General features: G+C 74.3%; 15 protein-coding genes. 8 read left to right on the top strand and 7 right to left on the bottom strand.

Going from position 1 to position 15,423, the window contains the following annotated elements; genetic code table 11:
- Nucleotides 1-69 precede the first annotated feature (69 nt).
- Entirely contained in the window at nucleotides 70-651 is a 582-nt protein-coding gene (locus ACSHWO_RS28170; RefSeq protein ID WP_385805289.1) for an RNA polymerase sigma factor, read from the top strand.
- The gene (locus ACSHWO_RS28165; RefSeq protein WP_438316051.1) at nucleotides 648-1,388 is read left to right on the top strand and encodes a hypothetical protein; all 741 of its coding nucleotides are present in this window, start codon (nucleotides 648-650) and stop codon (nucleotides 1,386-1,388) included. The genes ACSHWO_RS28170 and ACSHWO_RS28165 overlap by 4 nt, the downstream gene beginning before the upstream one ends.
- 91 nt (nucleotides 1,389-1,479) lie before the next feature.
- Here ACSHWO_RS28165 and ACSHWO_RS28160 read toward each other — a convergent pair whose 3' ends face one another.
- The gene (locus ACSHWO_RS28160) at nucleotides 1,480-2,877 is read right to left on the bottom strand and encodes a HEAT repeat domain-containing protein (protein WP_385805287.1); all 1,398 of its coding nucleotides are present in this window, start codon (nucleotides 2,875-2,877) and stop codon (nucleotides 1,480-1,482) included.
- A 352-nt stretch (nucleotides 2,878-3,229) separates the two neighbouring features.
- Nucleotides 3,230-3,652, bottom strand: a complete 423-nt coding sequence (locus ACSHWO_RS28155) for an ankyrin repeat domain-containing protein (protein ID WP_361091244.1) — start codon at nucleotides 3,650-3,652, stop codon at nucleotides 3,230-3,232.
- A gap of 270 nt (nucleotides 3,653-3,922) precedes the next feature.
- On the opposite strand from ACSHWO_RS28155, the gene ACSHWO_RS28150 reads away from it, so the two are divergent.
- Nucleotides 3,923-4,117: a hypothetical protein gene (locus tag ACSHWO_RS28150; protein WP_030162614.1), complete on the top strand. Its 195-nt coding sequence runs from the start codon at nucleotides 3,923-3,925 to the stop codon at nucleotides 4,115-4,117.
- Nucleotides 4,118-4,157: 40 nt separating this feature from the next.
- Nucleotides 4,158-5,831, top strand: coding sequence for a hypothetical protein (locus tag ACSHWO_RS28145; RefSeq protein ID WP_385805286.1), 1,674 nt, complete (start codon nucleotides 4,158-4,160; stop codon nucleotides 5,829-5,831).
- A 4-nt stretch (nucleotides 5,832-5,835) separates the two neighbouring features.
- Here ACSHWO_RS28145 and ACSHWO_RS28140 read toward each other — a convergent pair whose 3' ends face one another.
- Nucleotides 5,836-7,338, bottom strand: a complete 1,503-nt coding sequence (locus ACSHWO_RS28140) for a PLP-dependent aminotransferase family protein (protein ID WP_438316046.1) — start codon at nucleotides 7,336-7,338, stop codon at nucleotides 5,836-5,838.
- 266 nt (nucleotides 7,339-7,604) lie between these two features.
- On the opposite strand from ACSHWO_RS28140, the gene ACSHWO_RS28135 reads away from it, so the two are divergent.
- From ACSHWO_RS28135 to ACSHWO_RS28125, 3 genes are all read left to right on the top strand, one after another.
- A complete protein-coding gene (locus tag ACSHWO_RS28135; RefSeq protein ID WP_438316043.1) occupies nucleotides 7,605-8,375 on the top strand; it encodes a glycerophosphodiester phosphodiesterase in 771 nt (256 codons plus the stop codon).
- Nucleotides 8,376-8,442: 67 nt separating this feature from the next.
- Entirely contained in the window at nucleotides 8,443-9,822 is a 1,380-nt protein-coding gene (locus ACSHWO_RS28130) for an MFS transporter (RefSeq protein ID WP_385805284.1), read from the top strand.
- A gap of 346 nt (nucleotides 9,823-10,168) precedes the next feature.
- Entirely contained in the window at nucleotides 10,169-10,543 is a 375-nt protein-coding gene (locus tag ACSHWO_RS28125; protein ID WP_007262928.1) for an RNA polymerase-binding protein RbpA, read from the top strand.
- 180 nt (nucleotides 10,544-10,723) lie between these two features.
- Here ACSHWO_RS28125 and fxsA read toward each other — a convergent pair whose 3' ends face one another.
- The 4 genes from fxsA to ACSHWO_RS28105 form a co-directional block, all read right to left on the bottom strand.
- Nucleotides 10,724-11,308, bottom strand: a complete 585-nt coding sequence (fxsA, locus tag ACSHWO_RS28120; protein ID WP_361091259.1) for an FxsA family membrane protein — start codon at nucleotides 11,306-11,308, stop codon at nucleotides 10,724-10,726.
- Nucleotides 11,309-11,415: 107 nt separating this feature from the next.
- The gene (locus tag ACSHWO_RS28115; protein WP_385805282.1) at nucleotides 11,416-12,207 is read right to left on the bottom strand and encodes a polyprenol monophosphomannose synthase; all 792 of its coding nucleotides are present in this window, start codon (nucleotides 12,205-12,207) and stop codon (nucleotides 11,416-11,418) included.
- 295 nt (nucleotides 12,208-12,502) lie between these two features.
- Nucleotides 12,503-14,152 carry an amidohydrolase gene (locus ACSHWO_RS28110; protein ID WP_438316037.1) on the bottom strand — a complete coding sequence of 550 codons (1,650 nt, stop codon included), beginning with the start codon at nucleotides 14,150-14,152 and terminating at the stop codon, nucleotides 12,503-12,505.
- Between the two features lie 137 nt (nucleotides 14,153-14,289).
- Nucleotides 14,290-14,730, bottom strand: a complete 441-nt coding sequence (locus ACSHWO_RS28105; protein ID WP_179178588.1) for an Lrp/AsnC family transcriptional regulator — start codon at nucleotides 14,728-14,730, stop codon at nucleotides 14,290-14,292.
- Between the two features lie 218 nt (nucleotides 14,731-14,948).
- On the opposite strand from ACSHWO_RS28105, the gene ACSHWO_RS28100 reads away from it, so the two are divergent.
- A complete protein-coding gene (locus tag ACSHWO_RS28100) occupies nucleotides 14,949-15,389 on the top strand; it encodes a hypothetical protein (protein WP_361091265.1) in 441 nt (146 codons plus the stop codon).
- Nucleotides 15,390-15,423 lie beyond the last annotated feature (34 nt).

Below are 15,423 nucleotides of genomic sequence, written 5' to 3'. Positions count from 1 at the left end.
CGGGGGGCTTCGGCCAAGTACGGGGTGAGAGGGGCCGAAGGGGTCCTGCGGACAGGGGGAGGGTGCCGGGTGAGCAGCCCGAGGAGGGAGACCGGGCCACCGGATCTCACCACGCACGAGGGATTCGGGGCGTTCTACGCCGAGCACGTCGACGACGTGCTCCGCTTCGTGACCCGCCGGGTCGCCGACCCGCACCTCGCCGCGGACCTGACGGCGGACGTGTTCCTCGCCGCCATGGGAGCTGCCGGCACCTACCGGCCGGGCCGTGGTGCGCCGATCGCGTGGCTGTTCGGCATAGCCCGCAACGTAGTGGCCGGGCACGCCCGGGGGCGGGCGCGCGAGAGCGGCGCCCTGGCGCGGCTCAGCGGGCGCAGGCTGCTCGACGCGGAGGACGTGGCGGCGCTCGAGGAGCGGATCGACGCCGAGCGGGCCTTCCGGGTCCTGGCCGAGCGCCACGCGACGCTGTCGGAGCCGCTGCGCGCGGCCCTGGACATGGTGGTCGTCGACGAGCTGACCCCGGCCGAGGCGGCGCTGGCCCTGGGAGTCACCCAGGCGACGGTCCGCGTCCGCCTGCACCGCGCCCGGCGCGCCTTGCGCGCGGCGGTTCCCGCGTCCGACGTTCCCGGATCCCGTCTGGAGGCAACGCGATGACCAGCAGGCCCACTGCGTTCGAGGAGAAGCTGAAGGCGGCGCTGCTGGCGAGGATGCCGGAAGCGCCCGCTCCCGCCCCGGCCCGCTCGTTCGCCAGGCGGTACGGGATCCCGCTGGCCGTGGCCGTTGCGACGGCCGTGGCGGCAGGGCTGGTGGTGGCCCTTCCCGGTTCCGGCCGGGACGGCTCGCTGCCGGCGCAGGTGTCCACGAACCCCACGCCGACGGTTCCTCCCCCTCCGACGGGCTCCGCCGCGACGGCGGTTCCGTCGCCGCCCCTTCCGACCGGGTCGGCCGCGACCTCGGTCTCGCCCGCGCCGACCCGGGACAGCAGCGGGAGCATCACGGTCGACATGCCCCGGCACAGCCAGATTCCGGGACTGGTGGAGCAGCTGCGGGCGCTGGGGGTCCCGGTCGTGCTCATGCCGAAGAAGGCCAGGTCGGAGTGCCCGCATTGGAGCGGGGGCTACCGGGGGCCGCAGTACCTTCCGGGGACCACGACCCACGATCCGGACAGCGAGCTCCGCCAGCGCGAGGGCGACAGGACGGTGATGAAGATCAACTCCAAGACCGTCCCTCCGGGCTACACCCTGGTGTTCGGGTGGCCCGACCGGCAGCCGACCAGTGAGTCGTCGACCAGCTTCGGTGTGAAGGAGACCTCGAAGCTGACGCCGTGCGAGATAGACAACTCCCCGGAGCTGGACCCGGTGTCTCCGACCGGTGCGCCGCCGCCGGAGTAGCGGGGCGCGGACCCCGTACGCGCCGTGGGCCCGGCCCCCCTTCGAGGGGGCCGGGCCCACGGCGTTGCGTGCGGGCGGCCGGGACCGGCGGCTAGACGGTCGACTCGGGGGTGATGCGGCTGCGGACGGCGGACTGGACGTCCTCCTCCTCCGCCGGATCCGACGCCAGGCGGCGCAGCCTCGGGGCGACGCGGACGTCGGCGGTCTCGGCGTGACGGGCGGCCACCTCGCGGGTGGTCTCCTCGCAGTCCCACAGGCACTCGACCGCGAAGCCCGACGCGAACGTGGGGTCGGTGCCCGCGAGGGCGCGGGCGGCGCGGCCGCGGAGGTGGGAGGAGGCCGTCTCGCGGTAGACGTGCCGCAGGACGGGCGCCGCGCAGCCGATGGCGAGCCGGCCGGCGCCGTCGACGAGGGCGTACAGGCGGGCGGAGTCCGGGCCGGAGCCGCGGACGGTGGAGCGCAGGGCGCCGAGGACCAGGTGTGCGTCCTCGGCTTCGCCGTGGGCGGCGAGGAGGGCGGCGGCGGCCTCGCCGAGGGCGTCGGGCCGCTGGACCCAGCTGCGGGCCCGGTCGAGGGCGGTGGGGCCGGTCATGCGTTCGTAGGCGGCGACGGCGGGTTCGTCGGCGGCGGCCTCGATGAGGTCCAGGACGACCGGGTTCTCCGGTTCGGCGAGGACCAGGTGGTGCAGGGCGGTGGCCCGGGCGGCGTCGCCGGCGGCTCCGGCGGCCGCGGCGAGGATGGTGCCGCGGTCCTCGGGGGAGGCCACGGCGGCGAGACAGCGTGCGGCGGGCACGTGCAGGGGGGTGCCGCGGCGAAGGCCCTCGGCGGCCCAGTCGAAGACGGCCTGGACGCCCCAGCCGGGCCGGGGGCCGTTGGGGGTGAGTTGGCGCTGCCAGCGGTCGAAGGAGCCCTGGCGGCGCGCCGCGCCGAGGCGGGCGCCGTACCGGGCGGTCTCCTCCCACAGGCACCACGGGCGGGGCTCGTAGGCGTCGCGGACGGCGGCGGCCAGCCGCGCCTCGCCCTCCGCCGTGGCGGGGAAGCGGGCGAGCACGGGCTCGGCCAGGGACAGCAGTCCCTCGTCGTCGTCGCGCAGGGCGAGCTCGTCGAGGGCCCAGGCCCAGTTGGCGCCGGAGGCCGCGTACCGGCGCAACAGGATGAGGGCGTCGTCGCGCCCGTACGAGGCCAGGTGGCCCAGGACGGACAGGGCGAGGCCGGTCCGGTGGTCGCTGTCGTCGACGAGGTCGTCGACGCTGAAGAGGTGGCTCTCGATCTCGCCCAGGGGACCGTCGAGGTCCAGGTACAGGCGGGCGTAGTACAGGGAGCGGTTCTCCACCTGCCAGTCCTGGCGCGGGTCACGGAGCACGCACTGGTTGAGGGCCTGGAGGGCCTCGGCCCGGGGGGCCGCGAGTGCGTGGAGGGTGCCGTCGCCGCGGCCCCGCTGGAGGAGCCCGAGCAGGGTGCCGCTTGGCGCTATGACTGGTTCGAACATGGGAATGGCCTCAAATCAAGCTGGGGACGCAACCGGGAAACAGGGTTCACAGGGCCGCGTAACAGCATGTGAGGACGTCCGCCGTCGTCTTGTTCCGCTCGATGTAGACCATTGCCTTCTCACTCTCGTCGGTGCTTCGCGACCAGGGCCGGCCGGGGGGGTACGCAGGAGGTGGCCGGGACACGGTCCGTCGTGTCCTGCCCCCTCCTGCCCGTCCGTCGTGCTCGCGAATCGAATCCGACGCCATGATGACCCAGCCGGTTTGTGCGCCGCGACCACATTTACGGCCGCCGTGACCAACCCGTGAGCTCGGCGCCGGGTCACACCATGCCAGGTCACGCCCAGAAGCGGACTACTTGACTCCGAAGAGTTCGAGGAGGTCCGCCTTGGCGAACATGCGGGCGGTGTCCACGGCCGAGGGGGTCCCGGCGTGCGGGTCGGCCCCGGCGGCGAGGAGGGCTCGGATGACGGCCTCCTCGCCCTTGAAGACCGCTCCGGCGAGCGGGGTCTGACCCCGGTCGTTGGCGCGGTCGGCCTCGGCCCCGCGCTGGAGCAGGGCCGTGACGGTCTCGGCGTGGCCGTGGTAGGCGGCCAGCATGACGAGGGTGTCGCCGCGGTCGTTGGTGAGGTTGGCCGGGACGCCTGCGTCGACGTAGGCGGCGAGCACGGCGGTCTCGCCCTGCCGGGCGAGGTCGAAGACCTTGGTGGCCAGCTCGATGACGTCCGCGTCGGGGGCGTCCTCGGATCCCCTGTCGGTGGGCTGGTGCTCGCTCATCGGTCGCGTTCCGCCTTCCACTCGTGCGCGTGCATTCGGGTGAATCGCCAGGGTAGCGCCCCGACCTGCACCGACGGGGTCCGTGTCCTCGGCGCGAGCACCCTCCGGCCGACAGTTGGGGCCCCGCGGCGATCCGGCCGGCCGCCCGGGCTGAGCCGGTCAAGTGAAAGAACCGGAAATTCACCCGTACGCACCTTTTATCGCATTGATACTTCCTGTGAGCTTGGGACAACTGATGGTGACTGTCCCCACCCACCAGGAGAAAACCTCATGATCCTCTCCATTTCAGGCGTCGTCCTGCTCGGCATCATCGCCTTCCTCTTCTTCAAGAAGGACGGGATGAAGCTCAGCCACGCCTTCGTCTGCGCACTGTTCGGCTTCTTCCTCGCCGGATCCGCCATCGCCCCGAGCATCACGGCGAGTACGGCGAGCCTCGCGAGCCTGCTCGGCGGGATCAAGCTCTAGCCCCCCCGCCCCCACCGCACCACACCTCCAGGAGACGCCCGTGGCCCGGCGCCCACTCCCCCGCCTCCTCGGCAGCGGCATCCTGTCGCCCGCCCGGGGACGCGAGCTCGCCCGAACGGCCGCCGACGGTGCCACGGACGTCCTCCATCCGCTGCTGGTCATCGCGCGCGGCCTGCGCCTCCTGGCCGCGGCCGCCCGACGCCGGTGGGCCGCCACCCCCAAGGACAGGCGCGGTCCCGCCCTGTTCCTGGCGGCTTCCGTCGTCCTCGTCCTCGCGCTCGCCCCCTACGGTCCCCTCCTCGCCATGGCCGCCCTCATGGCGGCCGCGGCCTGGCGGGGCCGCGAGCGCAACCCCGTCAAGGCCGGTCCGAGCGAGGCCGAGCTCGAACGGCTCGCCTCCCTGTACGAGGCGCTCGTGCCCTACTTCGCCGTCCCGGAGGACCCCAGCCCGCTCTTCGCGCACGGCGGGGAGTGGCAGCGGGCCTTCAGCGACCACGCCTTCGACGGTGCGGGCCGGATCACCCGGCTCCGGATCCGCTACCCGGCGTACTTCACGGACGGCGAGCCCGCTTCCCGGGCCCGGATCGAGGCCCTGCTGCACGCAAAGTCCGGGCGCGGCCGGGAGTACCTCTTCGACTGGGACGAGGAGGGCAACCGGCTGGACCTGCGGGTCCTGGACCCCCTGCCGACGGACACCGTCGTCCAGCCGTTCGTCACCTCGCCCACGGAGACCGTGCTGGGGTTCACCGACGCGGACGGCGTGCCGCGCACCCTGCCCGTGGCGGAGGAAGGCGGTCAGCGCGACGCGCCGCCGGTGATCTGGCGCACCGGGCCGCGGTCCGCCGAGCCGCACCTGCTGGCCGTCGGCCATCCGGGCAGCGGTACCTCCACCCTGCTGCGCTCGATCGCCCTGCAGGCGCTGCGGCACGGCGGCGAGGTCCTGGTCGTCGAGGGCGGCGGCAGCGGCGAGTTCTCCTGCCTGTCGGGCCGCAGCGGCGTCCCGGCCGTGGAGTGCGGGCCGGCCGGGGCGCTGGCCGCCCTGGACTGGGCGGCGCACGAGACCGAGCGCCGCCTCGTCGCCGCGCTCCGGGCCCGCGAGGCCGGACGCCCCGTCCCCGAGGACGCCCGGAGGCCGCTGTGGATCCTGCTGGACCGGCCCGGCGTGCTCGCCGACGTCGCGGCGGCCGAGGGGGCTCCCGACCCGTTCGGCCGGCTGCAGGTACCCCTGCGGCACGGCCGCGCCGCAGGGGTCACGGTGGTGGTGGCCGAGCAGTTCGACGAGCTGGAGCTCCTGGGCGACGCGGTCTGGCAGCACACGCGGGCCCGGGTCGTGCTCGGCCCCGCCTCGGCCCGGCAGATCGGCGACGTGCTGGGGCTGCCGCCGCACACCACGCCGACCGCGCACGTGCCGCCGGGCCGCGGGTACGCCCGGATCGGCTCCGGGCCGGTGCACCGCCTCCAGGTACCCGCGGCGCCGGACCCGTACGACGAGGACGCGGAGCCGGCGCACCGGCAGGCGGTGCTGGAGCTGCTGCCGGCCCGCGTACAGCCTGGCCCGGGCGGCGGTGGCCAGGGCGGCAGGGGCCCGGCCGGCGGCCCCGGCGACCGGACCCCTGCGACCAAGTCGCCGCACGTCCAGCCCCCGGCGCAGGGGCAGGGGCCGCAGACCGGCGCCGCGGACCGGAACCCGGAGGTCCCGGCGGAGGCCCCCTGAGGCGCTACGCCACGAAGGTGCGCGGGGGCTCCGCGCCGCTGCCGCCCGCGCCCGTGCCGACCAGCCGGGCGGCCGCCGCGAGTCGGACCGCGGCCTCGTCGGCCACCGGCCCGCCGACGGTGAAGGGCAGCCGGACGTAGCCCTCGAAGGCCCCGTCCACGCCGAACCGAGGGCCCGAGGGGACCCGCACGCCGACCCGCTCCCCGACCTCGGCCAACCGCGAGCCGGAGAGCCCGCCGGCCCGGGCCCACAGGGTGAGCCCGCCCTGCGGGACCTCGAACTCCCAGTCGGGCAGCTCCCGGCGCACCGCGGCGACCAGCGCGTCCCGGTTCTCCCGGGCCTGTTCGCGGCGCAGCCCCACGGCCTCCTGCCAGCCGCCGGTCCGCATCAGCCAGTTCAGGGCCAGCTGTTCCAGCACCGGTGTGCCGAGGTCGGCGTAGGCGCGGGCCGCGACGAGGCTGCGGATCACGTCGGGGGCGGCACGGACCCAGCCGATCCGCAGGCCGGCCCAGAAGGCCTTGCTGGCGGAACCGACGGTGATCACGGTGGAGCCGGCCGGGTCGAAGGAGCAGACGGGCCGGGGCATGTCCAGGTCGGGGTCGAGCCGGAGCTCGGCCATGGTCTCGTCGACGACGAGGACGGTGCCGGCGGAGCGCGCGGCCTCGACCATGGCCCGGCGCTGGTCCGCGGAGGCCAGGGCGCCGGTCGGGTTGTGGAAGTCGGCGACGACGTAGGCGAGGCGGGGGGCGGCGTCGCGCAGCACCTGCCGCCAGACGGACAGGTCCCAGCCGGCCAGCCCGTCGGCCATGGCGACCGGTACGAGCCGGAGGCCTGCGGCGCGCATCAGCTGGAGGATGTTGGCGTAGGAGGGGGACTCGACGGCGACCCGCTCGCCGCGGCCGGCGAAGAGGCTGCAGATGGCGTCCATGGCGCCCATGGCCCCGGTGGTCACCATGATCTGCTCGGGCATGGTGGGGATGCCGCGCTCGGTGTACCGGTCGGCGAGCATCCGGCGCAGGGCTGGCAGTCCGGCGGGGTAGTCGCCGTGCGTGTGCGCGTACGGGGGCAGTTCCTCCAGGGCGCCCTGTACGGCCTTGGTGAGCCAGGGCTCGGGGGCCGGGAGCGCGGCGCAGCCGAGGTCGATCATCGAGCCGAGGGACTCGGGCGGCAGCGGTTCCAGGCCGCGGGCGGGCAGCGGGTTGCCGGCCGGTACGGAGGTCCAGCTGCCGGCGCCGCGGCGGGATTCGAGGAAACCCTCGCCGCGCAGGGCCTCGTAGGCGGCGGCGACGGTGGTGCGCGAGACGGACAGGGCGACGGCGAGCTCGCGCTCGGCGGGCAGCCGGGCCGCGACCGGAACGCGTCCTTCGAGGACGAGCAGCCGGATCCCGTCGGCCAGGGAGCGGTACGCGGGCGGCTTGCGCGCGCCGGGGACGGCGGGCCGCTGGTTTTGGGAGGTGATGAGCCGCGCGAGCTGCGCGGCTCCCACTGCCGAGGTCCACTCCGCCATCGCGTCCGGTCCACCTTCCTCGGATTGGCCCCTCCGGGCGCCGACCGCGCCCCGGATTGGATTGCCTTGGAAGGCTCAGGGTGCCACGGCGGGACCGCTGGGGCCAGGGCGGGGTGGCGCGGTGCGGCACGGGCCCGCCGCGCCCGTGGGTCGGGGCACGCGGGCGCGCCCGCACCCGGACGCCGCACCCGGACGCTGCCCCGGCGTTCACCGGGGCTCCACGAAGAGGCTGCCGGAGAGCTGTGAGGAGGGGGCATACTGCGGCGGTGACGCACGCAAGCCTTCGCCATCCGTATCTGGACCACCCCGCGCCGATCGCCTTCGCCCACCGGGGCGGGGCCGCGGACGGGATGGAGAACACCGCCGCGGCCTTCCGGCGGGCCGCCGAGGCCGGGTACCGGTACTTCGAGACCGATGTGCACGCCACGGCCGACGGCAAGCTGGTCGCCTTCCACGACGCGACGCTGGACCGGGTGACCGACGGCCGGGGCCGGATCCGCGAGCAGCAGTGGAAGGCACTGCGGCAGGTCCGGGTGGGGGGCAGTGAGCCGCTCGCGCTGTTCGAGGACCTGCTGGAGGAGTTCCCGGACGCCCGGTGGAACGTCGACATCAAGGCGGAGTCGGCGCTGTACCCGCTGGTCAACCTGATCGCCCGGGCGCAGGTGTGGGACCGGGTGTGCGTGGGTTCGTTCTCGGAGAGCCGGGTGGCGCGGGCCCACAAGGTCGCCGGGCCGCGGCTGGCGACCTCGTACGGCGTGCGCGGGATCCTCGGGCTGCGGCTGCGCTCGTTCGCGATCCCGGCGGCACTGCGGGCGGGCGCGGTGGCGGCGCAGGTACCCGAGACGCAGGGCGGGATCCGGGTGGTCGACCGCCGGTTCGTGCGCGCCGCGCACGCACGGGGGCTGCAGGTCCACGTGTGGACCGTGAACGATCCGGAACGTATGGAGGCTCTCCTCGACCTGGGAGTCGATGGCATCATGACCGACCGGATCGACATCTTGCGCACGGTGCTGGAGCGGCGCGGGGCCTGGGCCTGAGAGGGCTGCGGGGCCGCCGCGCGGTATCCGGAATACCGCGCGACACCGGAACCGCAAGGGGGCACGCATGAGTGCGCAGACGACGGACGAGGCGGGGACCGGCTCAGAGGACGGCAGACCGGCCGCTGCGGCGGCCTCGCGCAAACGCGAACAGCAGGGGTGGTACTTCTACGACTTCGCCGTGTCGGTGTACTCGGCGAGCGTGCTGACGCTGTTCCTGGGGCCGTACCTGACGTCCGTGGCGAAGGCGGCCGCGGACCCCGAGGGGTTCGTGCACCCGCTGGGGATTCCGGTGCGGGCCGGTTCGTACTTCGCGTACGCGGTGTCGGCGTCGGTGGTCCTGGCCGTGCTGCTCATGCCGCTGGTGGGAGCGCTCGCGGACCGGACCGGCCGGAAGAAGCCGCTGCTGGCGGTGGCCGCGTACGTGGGCGCGGCGGCCACGACGGGCATGTTCTTCCTCCAGGGCGACCGCTACCTGCTGGGCGGGCTGCTGCTGGTCGTCGCGAACGCCGCGCTGTCGGTGTCGATGGTGCTCTACAACGCGTACCTGCCGCAGATCTCCACCCCGGACGAGCGCGACACCGTCTCCTCGCGTGGCTGGGCCTTCGGCTACACCGCGGGCTCGCTGATGCTGGTCGTGAACCTCGCGCTCTACCTGGGCCACGACACCTTCGGGATGTCCGAGGGCATGGCGGTGCGGATCTGCCTCGCCTCGGCGGGCCTGTGGTGGGGGGCGTTCGCGCTGATCCCGTTGCGCCGGCTCCGGGACCGGGCGGTCGTGCCCGAGCCGGGTGCGGCCCCGGCCGTCAGCGGCTGGAAGCAGCTCGTCGCCACGCTGAAGGACATGCGGCGCTACCCGCTGACCCTGTCCTTCCTGCTGGCGTACCTGATCTACAACGACGGCGTGCAGACGGTGATCTCGCAGGCCTCGGTCTACGGCGCGGAGGAGCTGGAGCTCGAACAGTCCACGCTGATCTCCGCGGTGCTGCTGGTGCAGGTCCTAGCGGTGGCGGGGGCCCTGGCGATGGGCCGGCTCGCGGGCCGCTACGGGGCCAAGCGCACGATCCTGGGTTCGCTGGCCGCGTGGGCGCTGACGCTCGGGGCCGGCTACTTCCTGCCGGCGCGGACCCCGATGTGGTTCTTCGCACTCGCCGCGATGATCGGGCTGGTACTGGGCGGCAGCCAGGCGCTGTCGCGCTCGCTGTTCTCCCACCTGGTCCCGGCGGGCAAGGAGGCCGAGTACTTCTCCGCGTACGAGATGAGCGACCGCGGCCTGAGCTGGGTCGGACCGCTGGTCTTCGGCCTGACGTACCAGGTCACGGGCAGCTACCGCGACGCGATCGTCTCGCTGGTGGTCTTCTTCGCACTGGGTTTCGTGCTGCTGGCCCGGGTGCCGGTGCGGCGCGCGGTGGAGGCGGCGGGCAATCCTGTTCCGGAGCGGATCTGACGGCGGCCCCGGCCGTGATCAGGACATGGCCGGGCCCCGTCCGGCGGGCGGTCGGAGGCCGGATTTCCATGCGATTTCCGAACGGATTTCGCCGTCGAAGCAAAGGGCCGGTAGTGTACGCCTTTGGCCTGCCAGGCGGACCGTTACTGCGCGCTGAAGAAGTGAAGACGTTGGGTGACATCTGCTGCCAGATGTGACAAAACGGGCATTGGTGGGTACAACAAGGGGCGGCACGACGGGCGACGCATCACCCGGAGCGGGAATCTATACCGCCGACCGGACGTTGACCGGATGACGACGACAGCGACACCTGTCCTGTGGGCGACAAGCCCGGGAGGCACGATTCATGAGTGAGCGAGCTCTCCGCGGTACGCGGCTCGTGGTTACCAGCTACGAGACGGACCGCGGTATCGATCTGGCCCCGCGCCAGGCGGTGGAGTACGCATGCCAGAACGGACATCGATTCGAGATGCCGTTCTCGGTTGAGGCAGAGATTCCGCCGGAGTGGGAGTGCAAGGCGTGCGGCGCCATGGCACTCCTGGTCGACGGGGACGGGCCCGAGGAGAAGAAGGGCAAGCCCGCGCGAACGCACTGGGACATGCTCATGGAGCGGCGTACCCGCGAGGAGCTTGAGGAGGTGCTGGCCGAGAGGCTGGCCGTCCTGCGCTCCGGTGCCATGAACATCGCCGTGCACCCGCGGGACAGCCGCAAGTCCGCCTGACGGTCGGACGACACGTCCACCCGAGGGTCGGACGAGGAGAACAAGCCGAGGGCCCCCGCCACAATCCGTGGCGGGGGCCCTCGGCTTGCCCCGTGCGACCCGGACTCGACCTGTGCGCTCGGGCTCGACCCGTGCGTACGGGCCCGACCCCGTCCGGCGGGACTCGTCCTCGTACGCGGATCAGGGTGCCAGCGGCGGCCGGTACCCGGCGTCCGAGCCCGGGCGGGGCTGCGGTTCCGGCCGGTCCTCGCGGATGACCTCGCCCTGGACGACCTTGCCGTCGGGCTGGTGGATGCGGGCCTGCTGGAAGGCGCCGGCGAAGCTCCCTGCCCGAGCCGCGGACATCCTGCGCTCCAGGAGGCTGCCGGCGCGACGGCTTATCCGGGCCCGGACCGGCGGGATCAGGCACAGCAGGCCCGCCACGTCGGAGAGCAGGCCCGGAAGGATCAGGAGCAGGCCGGCCAGCATGGTGAGGGCGTTGCCCGTGCCCGCCCGTGGCGCGGCGGGCGGCTGCCCCTGCTGGGCCTGCTGGACGGTGTCGGTGAGGTTCTTGAAGGCGCGGCGGCCGGCTCGCTTGACGACCACGGCGCCGAGCACGATCCCACCGGCGATCAGTGCGGCGACGGTGAGGCCGCCCGCCGCGTCGGCGACCAGGCTGAGCAGCCAGATCTCCAGGACCACCCAGGCGGCAACCGCCAGGGGCAGGAACGTGCGGGCAGGCGAGCGCCGCCGGTGGGCCGTCGAAGTGGGTGCGCCGGTCGTCATGTCATCCAGTGTGCCCGGGCCCGGATAAAAGCGGGCTCAGCCGGAGGTACCGGGCAACCCCTAGGGGTTGCCCGGCGGCCGGCCGGGCCGTGCCGACCCGAGGCGGGTCAGGCCCCGCCCTTGCCCCGGGAGCGGTGCTTGTCCAGGCCGGCCAGCTTGGCCGCGTGCGACTGCAGGCCCCACTGGGTGACCCGCCACAGGGCCTCGACCACGATGTCCCGGCTCATCTTGCTGTCGCCGAACTCCCGCTCGACGAAGGTGATCGGCACCTCCACGACGCGGAAGCCCGCGCGCACGGCCCGGCGGGCCAGGTCCACCTGGAAGCAGTACCCGGCGGAGGCGACCTGCTCCAGGCCCAGCCCCTCCAGGGTCTCGCGGCGGAAGGCGCGGTAGCCGCCGGTCACGTCGCGGATCGGGACGTCGAGCATCAGCCGGGAGTAGGTCGAGCCGCCGCGCGAGAGGAACTCGCGGCTCTTGGGCCAGTTCACCACCCGGCCGCCGGGCACCCAGCGCGAGCCGAGCACCAGGTCCGCGCCGGCCAGCGCGGTGAGCAGGCGCGGCAGCTCCTCCGGCTGGTGGGAGCCGTCCGCGTCCATCTCGACGAGCACGCCGTAGTCGCGCTCCAGGCCCCAGGTGAAGCCGGCGAGGTAGGCGGCGCCCAGCCCCTCCTTGCCCTTGCGGTGCAGGACGTGCACGTGGTCGTCGGCGGCCGCCAGCTCGTCGGCGAGCTTGCCGGTGCCGTCGGGGCTGTTGTCGTCCGCGACCAGGACGTGCGCCTCGGGCACGGCCGAGCGCACGCGGGCGACGATCGGCCCGATGTTCTCCGCCTCGTTGTAGGTCGGGATGATCACCAAGGTCGTGCCGAGCGGTCCGTGGGCTCGCTGTCCGCCGTCGCTCACTGGGTCCGCCTTCGTGTTCTCGTACGTCCTGTCACAGGGAATGACTTTAGAACAGTGGTCGGGGCCCGCGGTCCTTCGGGCCGGTACGGCTCCCGCCGGATGCGGGCGGACGTGACCGTTGTCTGCTGGACCGCGGGTCCCCGGCACGGGCCACCTGCCGCCCGGCGAAACCTTCCGCCGCCCCCGAGGCGCGGGCGCGCCGGGCAGACCGTTCCGCCCGGACGGACGTCGGGTGGTGGACCCGGCCGAACCTGTCCGGGCGCGGCGGCGGGCACCGAACCCGGGCCCCGGCGGATCACCCCTGTGGCCGTACGAACACCTCCCGGCCGCCGACGACGGTCGCGAGGCACACCGGGAGGTCCCGGCCGGGGGTCAGGTCGGGCAGTCCGGGGGTGCCGGAGCGGGGGTCGGTGGACCAGCGGGCGACCCGGTCGTCGGGGGCCTGGACGATCAGTTCGTCGGTCTCCCACAGGACGTAGTCGGCGGGGGCGCCGGGCACCAGCACGCCCGCCCCGTCACGGCCGAGCGCCCGCCAGCCGCCGCGGGTGTGGGCGGTGAAGGCGGCCCGGACGGAGATGCGGTGCTCGGGGGTGCGGTGGAAGGCGGCGGCCCGGACGGTGCCCCAGGGGTCGAAGGGGGTGACGGGGGCGTCGGAGCCGAAGGCCAGCGGCACCCCGGCCTTGAGCAGGGCGGCGAACGGGTTGAGCGTACGGGCCCGCTCGGCCCCGAGCCGGTCCGCGTACATGCCGTCCTCGCCGCCCCAGGCGGCGTCGAACGCGGGCTGCACGGAGGCGGTCAGGCCCAGCTCCGCGAACGCGGCGATGGTCTGCGGGGTCATCATCTCGGCGTGCTCGACGCGGTGCCGGGCGGCGCGGACGCGGGCGAGGCCGAGCCGGGCGGCCGCCGTGCGGAAGCCCTCGACGACGGCGGTGAGGGCGGCGTCGCCGATGGCGTGGAACCCGGCCTGGAGGCCCGCCTCCGTGCACGCGGTGACGTGCTCGGCGATCTCGGCCGCGTCGAGGTAGCCGGTGCCGGTGGAGTGCGCGGCGTCGGCGTACGGGGCGTGCAGGCAGGCCGTGTGGGAGCCGAGGGCGCCGTCCGCGAAGAGGTCGCCGGCGGCGCCGATGGCACCGAGGGCCTTGGCCTGCTCCAGGTCGCGGTCCGCCCAGTAGCCGAAGACCCGCGGGCCGGGCCGCTCCCGGGCGAGGTTCAGCAGGTCGGCGAAGTCCTCGGCGGAGGAGATGTCGGGGCCGCCGCACTCGTGGACGGAGCCGATGCCGAGGGAGGCGGCGTGGTCGAGGGCGGCCCGCTGGGCCTCGGCGCGCTGCACCGGGGTGACGGCGGCGAGGGCGGCCTTGCGGACGGCGTGGTGGTCGTCGCGGGTCAGCGGCTCGTCGCCGCGGACGGTGACGGCGGGGACGAGGTCCAGCAGAGCGGTGGTGACCACGGCGGAGTGGACGTCGATGCGACTGAGGTAGAGCGGGCGGCCGCCGGCCGCCTCGTCGAGCTCGGCGCGGTGGGGGGCGCGGCGCTCCGGCCAGCGGGCGGCGTCCCAGCCGTGGCCCAGCAGGACGCGGTCGCCGGGGCGGCGGGCGGCGTGGGCGCGGACCATCTGGAGGGCCTCGGTGAGCGAGGCGGCGCCGGAGAGGTCCAGTCCGGTCAGGGCGAGGCCTGCGGAGGTGGTGTGGACGTGCGCGTCGGTGAACGCGGGGGTGACGAGCGCTCCGTCGAGGTCGACGACCTCGTCCACGCCCTGCGCGAAGGCGTCGGCGGCGCCCTCGGAGCCGACCCAGGCGATGTGGCCGCGTTCGACGACCATCGCGGTGGCGAACGGGTCCGCGGGGCTGTGGACCTCGCCGCCGCGCAGGAGGACGGTCCGGTCGGGGGCCGAGGCGGATGCGATTGCTCCGGCGTCGTCGGCGGAGGGGGCGGTGCGGTCAGTCATGCGCACCAGTCTCCCGGTTCGCGGGGGCCGGTTCGACCGCGCCCCCCTGTGTTCCGCTCGCGCCCGCCTGCGTTCCGACTCGCACCCCCGCTGCGTTCCGGCCCGCTCCCCCGTCGGCGGGCCGCCGGTCGTCGACGTCAGATGCGGGGCGGCCGGGCCTCGTACGGGGTGGACAGGACGACGGTGGTGCGGGTGGAGACGTGGGCGAGGGCGCGCAGCCGGCCGAGGAGGTCCTCCAGTTCGAGCGGGGTGGCGACCCTGACCTTGAGGATGTAGTTCTCGTCGCCGGCGACGCTGTGGCAGGCCTCGATCTCCGGTACGCCGGCGAGCCGGTCCGCGATGTCGTCGGGGGCGCTGGGGTCGAAGGGCTTGACCGAGATGAAGGCCGTCAGGGGCAGGCCGACGGCCTCGGGGTCGACCACGGCCGCGTAGCCGCGGATCACGCCGCGCTGCTCCAGGCGGCGTACCCGCTGGTGGACCGCCGACGTGGACAGTCCCGTGGCCTTGCCCAGGTCCGTGTAGCTCATCCGCCCGTCCCGCACCAGCAGATCCACGATCTGGCGGTCCAGTTCCTCCATAGCGCTCATAGCCGCTCAACCTACGGCCCAAAAGCGGTCCGGGCACAGTGCTGTCCGCCCACAAGTGGCACCTGCGGCGGGCATGTGACCAAAGCCACAAGGGTATGCCCTACTGCGCCGGCTTGTTGTGGTTACTCGTGCCGCGCGACGGGAAGTGCTTGCTGTGGCCGAGGCCGAAGAACATCGCCCGCCCGGCCCACCCAAGGGGGAGTACATCCATGCAGAACACCAAGCGCACCGGTCGCACCGAACCGGAGCCCCTGGATCCCGGCGCGGTCGACTACGCCGACGACGCCGACTACCTCGATGACGGCGAGGGGTTCGAGATCCGCCACGCGATCTGCCCCGACTGCGGCCAGCCGATCGCCCTCGTCGCGGACGAGGAGTACCTGCCGGAGCACGCGCTCTGCCCGAGCCCGTGGAACCCGTTCGGGCTGACCGTGTGCGCGGGTACGGGCCGTCCGGCCGCCGACGCGCTGCCCGCCGCAGAATCGGCGGACGCGGACTCCCAGGAGCTGGAGGTCGTCATGCTGACGCTGCCCCAGGGCCTGGACTGGCGCACCCAGCCGTTCTCCCACGTGGGCGGGCCCGGCTCGCGTCCGGTGCGGCTCGCGGCCGCTGTCCCGCTGCAGCGGAGCCGGCACGCGCAGGCCGCCTGACCTGGACGGAAGGGCCTGGCCGCGGGGCGTGGCG

The organism is Streptomyces pallidus (ex Mingjun et al. 2026), assembly GCF_051550185.1.
Taxonomy (GTDB): domain Bacteria; phylum Actinomycetota; class Actinomycetes; order Streptomycetales; family Streptomycetaceae; genus Streptomyces.
The sequence above is the reverse complement of the archived record's forward strand: the minus strand, read 5'-3'. Positions and strand labels throughout refer to the sequence as shown.

What these genes read in the sequence shown, in the direction of transcription:
- ACSHWO_RS28165 (WP_438316051.1), top strand. Translation starts at nt 648, where the DNA reads ATGACCAGCAGGCCCACTGCGTTCGAGGAGAAGCTGAAGGCGGCGCTG.
- ACSHWO_RS28160 (WP_385805287.1), bottom strand. Translation starts at nt 2,877, where the DNA reads ATGTTCGAACCAGTCATAGCGCCAAGCGGCACCCTGCTCGGGCTCCTC.
- ACSHWO_RS28155 (WP_361091244.1), bottom strand. Translation starts at nt 3,652, where the DNA reads ATGAGCGAGCACCAGCCCACCGACAGGGGATCCGAGGACGCCCCCGAC.
- ACSHWO_RS28150 (WP_030162614.1), top strand. Translation starts at nt 3,923, where the DNA reads ATGATCCTCTCCATTTCAGGCGTCGTCCTGCTCGGCATCATCGCCTTC.
- ACSHWO_RS28140 (WP_438316046.1), bottom strand. Translation starts at nt 7,338, where the DNA reads ATGGCGGAGTGGACCTCGGCAGTGGGAGCCGCGCAGCTCGCGCGGCTC.
- ACSHWO_RS28130 (WP_385805284.1), top strand. Translation starts at nt 8,443, where the DNA reads ATGAGTGCGCAGACGACGGACGAGGCGGGGACCGGCTCAGAGGACGGC.
- ACSHWO_RS28125 (WP_007262928.1), top strand. Translation starts at nt 10,169, where the DNA reads ATGAGTGAGCGAGCTCTCCGCGGTACGCGGCTCGTGGTTACCAGCTAC.
- fxsA (WP_361091259.1), bottom strand. Translation starts at nt 11,308, where the DNA reads ATGACGACCGGCGCACCCACTTCGACGGCCCACCGGCGGCGCTCGCCT.
- ACSHWO_RS28110 (WP_438316037.1), bottom strand. Translation starts at nt 14,152, where the DNA reads ATGACTGACCGCACCGCCCCCTCCGCCGACGACGCCGGAGCAATCGCA.
- ACSHWO_RS28105 (WP_179178588.1), bottom strand. Translation starts at nt 14,730, where the DNA reads ATGGAGGAACTGGACCGCCAGATCGTGGATCTGCTGGTGCGGGACGGG.
- ACSHWO_RS28100 (WP_361091265.1), top strand. Translation starts at nt 14,949, where the DNA reads ATGCAGAACACCAAGCGCACCGGTCGCACCGAACCGGAGCCCCTGGAT.